Genomic DNA, 3,562 nt, shown 5'->3' on the forward strand with positions numbered 1-3,562 from the left:
GCTCGCTCCCACAGGGGACGTTGGTGGCTTGAAGTTTGCGTGTTACCACCCCCAGAACTGCAACCACCAGCCATAGCCCACCAAGCCGCTCGCCAGGACCAGGCAGGCCATGGCGGGGAGCCGCCGGATCGGCGCGGCGCCGTCGCGGCCGAGTACTTTCCAACCCAGCAGGAAGCTCCAGCCGATGGCCGCGATCAGCAGCAGCGCCCGGGCAGGCTGCACCCATTCCAGCAACAACCCTTCGTAGCGCAACAGCTTGACCGTAGTGGCCGACAGGCCAAGGAACAACCCTGCACCGCCGAGGGGCACCAGGGTGATGGCCAAGGGCCAATACTGTGCAGCATCTCCTGAGAGTCGGGCGGCCAGGCGCATCAGCAGCATCAACGCAGTGCCCATCACCCACGCACTCATGCCCAGATAGGCGACGATGCAAAAACCGTCCAGCCAACTGAAACTGTCGTTGAGCTGCGGATAGTGCGTCAGCAACCACCACGGCGCGTTGTCCATCAACGGCCAGGTCACGTCGCGCGACACCAGCCATTGGGCCAACCCCTGTTTCAAGGCGATGAACCAAGGGCTGACAGTCCACTGGAACGCGCCCATCGCCAGGCCAATGACCCCGAAGAACAGCAAGCGCACATCCCAGGGCGAGACCGTGGTTGGGGTGGCCTGGAGGATTTCCTGATTGCTGGAGCGGGCGATCAGCCGTACTGCGTCGCGCTGGCCGCTGCAACGGCCACAGGCGTGGCAATCGGCAGCGCCGCGCATTCGGCGGATGTCGAGCAAGGGCGCGCAGTTGGGCGGTGGTCGACGGGGTCCGTGATTTTCCAGCCAGCGTTGTTCGTCGACCTGGAAATGCACCGGTGCGAGGCGGGCGAGCAGGGCGAAGACGCCGCTGACCGGGCACAGGTAACGGCACCACACCCGTTTGCCACGGGCGAACAGCAATCCCACGACGACCGCCGCGACGGTCGAGCCCCCGAGGATCAGCAGCGCCGCCTGGGCATAGTCGTAGACGCTGATCAACTGGCCGTAGAGCGTGGTCAGGCAGAACGCCAGGGTCGGCCAACCGGCCCAGCGCAATTCCCGTGGCACGCCGAGGCCACGGCCGTATTGGCTGGCCCATTCGCTCAAGGCGCCTTCGGGACACAGCACGCCACACCAGAGCCGGCCGAACAGGACGATAGACAGCAACACGAACGGCCACCAGATCCCCCAGAACAGGAACTGCGCCAACAACGTCAGGTTGTCCACGAGATGCGCCTGGCTGTCCGGCAACGGCAGCATCGCCGGGAGCACCAACAGCACCGCGTAGAACAGCACCACCGCCCATTGCACGGTGCGGATGGTCGCGCCATGGCGGCGCATGCCGTCGCCGAGGCGCTGGAGCGCCGGGTTCAGGTCGGGCATGGCAGGTTTTCCACCTTGCGTGGCCGCAGCCAACCGGCGACGGCCAGCCAATAACCGAGCCACACCAGCAACGTCAGCAGGCTGGGGCTGGCGCGATAACCGGTGAAGTCGGCGAGAAAAGCGCCCAGGCCATGGCCGTCATCCAGCACGGCGCTGCTGTCCCACAGCGCATCGCCGAGGGTGCGATACACCGCCTCCGGCCAATCCATCGCCAACAGTTGCCCGCCGATCCGCTCGACGCCGCTGACCAGAAGCGCCGAGCCCAACAGCAGCAGGATCGCTTCGCTGATGGCGAAGAAGCGCGGCCACGAGATGAATCGGCGGCTGCCGTGGAGCAGGGAAACGGTCAGCAGCGACAAGACCAATCCGGCCACCGCGCCGACCGCGAACAACCCCAGTGACGGACCTTCCAGCCGGGCGCCGGCGCCGTAGAGAAAGACCACGGTTTCGCTGCCTTCGCGGCTGACGGCAAGCAACGCCAGCACCAGCAGCCCCATCCCACCCTGGCGCCCCAGGCGTTGGTCGGCCTGACGCGTGAGGTCATGCTTGAGCGTGCCGGCGTTGCGATGCATCCAGCCGACCATCTGCACGATCAGCAGGCTGGCGACCAGCGCCAACGACGCCTGGAACCACTCGTTGGCGGCGCCGCTCATGGCTTCGCCGGCCAACAGGATCAAACCGGCCAGCACGCCCGACAGCAACAGGCCGAGGGCCGCGCCACTCCAAACGTAGCGCAGCAGTCGGTCGGCCTGCTGCTGGCGACTCACCCAGGCCTGGAGAATGCCGATCACCAGCAAGGCCTCGACGCTTTCGCGCCAGACAATGAACATCGATTGCGTCATGGGAACGCCTCCTGGACGATTACCGGGCGAGAATGCCGCCCTCGGGCAACTGCGGGTTGAATTCATCGAAGAACGGATAGTGGCCGGGGCGCAGCGGATGGATCACCACGAAAGTGGTCACGCCTGGAGACAAGACCTTTTCGACCCGCAACGGCGTGCTTTCGAATTCCGCCGGGCCTTGGCCGATGTTCTTCAACACGATCTTGAAACGCTGGCCGGCCGGAACCTCCAGCAGTGGCGGGGTGAACTGCCCGTCGCGCATGCTCAGCTCGTAGGTGAGCAGTTCGGCCTCGGCGATCGATGGCAGCAACAGGCCGGCCAGCATCAGCCAGATGAATCGGCTCATGTTCAGTACCCGCCTTTTTTTCCGATCCCGGCGTAGACGAATTCGTAGTGCAATTCACAGCGCTCGAACCACGGCGCCACACCGGTTTCCTTGTCGGTGTGGCGACCGAGGGATGCGTGGCCTGCCGGCGGCTGGACGGTGAAGGTCAGTTGGTATTTGCCCGGGCCGAGCAGCTTCACGTTATCGCCGTAGTGCGGCCCGTCATTGGCGACCATGGCGTGGAAATCGCCCTTGAGTTCGGTGTCGTTGCCTTGTTTCTTCAACTGGAACGAGACGTTGAGATAGGGCACGAAGTTGCCTTCCTGGAAGCCCTGCTGGTTGTCCGCCGTGGCGCGAATGTCGGCCTCCAGGTGCACATCGGAATCGGCGGTGGCGCGCATCATGCCGGCGGGGGCCATTTCGATCGGTTGCAGGTACACCGCGCCGACTTCAAGCCCGGGGCACAGTTGCGGTTCGCCGATGGGGTACTCCTTGGCCTGGGCCAGCGGTGCGAGACACAACAGGGCGAGGGACAGGGGAGCGAGTGTGCGCATGATGACTTCCTGGTTGGCTAAGTGATGGCGCCGAGTCTAGGAAGCTTCGCTGCGAATAATAATGATTCTTGTCAATTTTCAGCGTGAATTTTCCCCGGACCGCTGTTCTTGACCGCAATCAAGGTGCGCTGCGCACCGACACGCTAGGGTAGGGATACACCCATCCGGCATGCGGGGTCGTCATGGCAAAGCCTTTTCCCATCAGTCCCAAACATCCCGAGCGCATCTGCTGGGGCTGCGACCGTTACTGCGCCTCGACCGCGCTGGCGTGCGGCAACGGCGCCGACCGCACGATGCACCCGGCGGAAATGATCGGCGAGGATTGGTACCTGCACGGGGATTGGGGGATAGACGTGGTGGATGTGACGGACAAGGCCGTGGAGGAAACCGCAGTCCCTCTGAAGGGTTGAAACAAATCCTGTGGCGAGGGA

General features: G+C 64.4%; 5 protein-coding genes. 1 reads left to right on the forward strand and 4 read right to left on the reverse strand.

Annotated elements, in window-relative coordinates; translation table 11 throughout:
- Positions 1-42: 42 nt before the first annotated feature.
- From OC610_RS23465 to OC610_RS23480, 4 genes are read right to left on the reverse strand one after another with little or no spacing between them, the layout of a single operon-like run.
- The gene (locus OC610_RS23465) at positions 43-1,410 is read right to left on the reverse strand and encodes a 4Fe-4S binding protein (protein ID WP_264431225.1); all 1,368 of its coding nucleotides are present in this window, start codon (positions 1,408-1,410) and stop codon (positions 43-45) included.
- Positions 1,398-2,252, reverse strand: coding sequence for an FTR1 family iron permease (locus OC610_RS23470; protein WP_264431227.1), 855 nt, complete (start codon positions 2,250-2,252; stop codon positions 1,398-1,400). The genes OC610_RS23465 and OC610_RS23470 overlap by 13 nt, the downstream gene beginning before the upstream one ends.
- A gap of 19 nt (positions 2,253-2,271) precedes the next feature.
- Entirely contained in the window at positions 2,272-2,598 is a 327-nt protein-coding gene (locus tag OC610_RS23475; RefSeq protein WP_264431229.1) for a cupredoxin domain-containing protein, read from the reverse strand.
- Positions 2,599-2,600: 2 nt separating this feature from the next.
- On the reverse strand, positions 2,601-3,131 hold the full coding sequence (locus OC610_RS23480) for an iron transporter (RefSeq protein ID WP_264431231.1): 531 nt from the start codon (positions 3,129-3,131) through the stop codon (positions 2,601-2,603).
- 182 nt (positions 3,132-3,313) lie between these two features.
- On the opposite strand from OC610_RS23480, the gene OC610_RS23485 reads away from it, so the two are divergent.
- On the forward strand, positions 3,314-3,541 hold the full coding sequence (locus OC610_RS23485) for a DUF3079 domain-containing protein (protein WP_030138812.1): 228 nt from the start codon (positions 3,314-3,316) through the stop codon (positions 3,539-3,541).
- The last annotated feature ends 21 nt before the right edge of the window (positions 3,542-3,562 follow it).

The sequence above is a fragment of the Pseudomonas agronomica genome (genome assembly GCF_025917275.1).
Lineage (GTDB): Bacteria > Pseudomonadota > Gammaproteobacteria > Pseudomonadales > Pseudomonadaceae > Aquipseudomonas > Aquipseudomonas agronomica.

Bases quoted from the DNA above. Each gene is read 5' to 3' on its own strand.
- OC610_RS23465 (WP_264431225.1), bottom strand. From the start codon at position 1,410: ATGCCCGACCTGAACCCGGCGCTCCAGCGCCTCGGCGACGGCATGCGC.
- OC610_RS23470 (WP_264431227.1), bottom strand. From the start codon at position 2,252: ATGACGCAATCGATGTTCATTGTCTGGCGCGAAAGCGTCGAGGCCTTG.
- OC610_RS23475 (WP_264431229.1), bottom strand. From the start codon at position 2,598: ATGAGCCGATTCATCTGGCTGATGCTGGCCGGCCTGTTGCTGCCATCG.
- OC610_RS23480 (WP_264431231.1), bottom strand. From the start codon at position 3,131: ATGCGCACACTCGCTCCCCTGTCCCTCGCCCTGTTGTGTCTCGCACCG.
- OC610_RS23485 (WP_030138812.1), top strand. From the start codon at position 3,314: ATGGCAAAGCCTTTTCCCATCAGTCCCAAACATCCCGAGCGCATCTGC.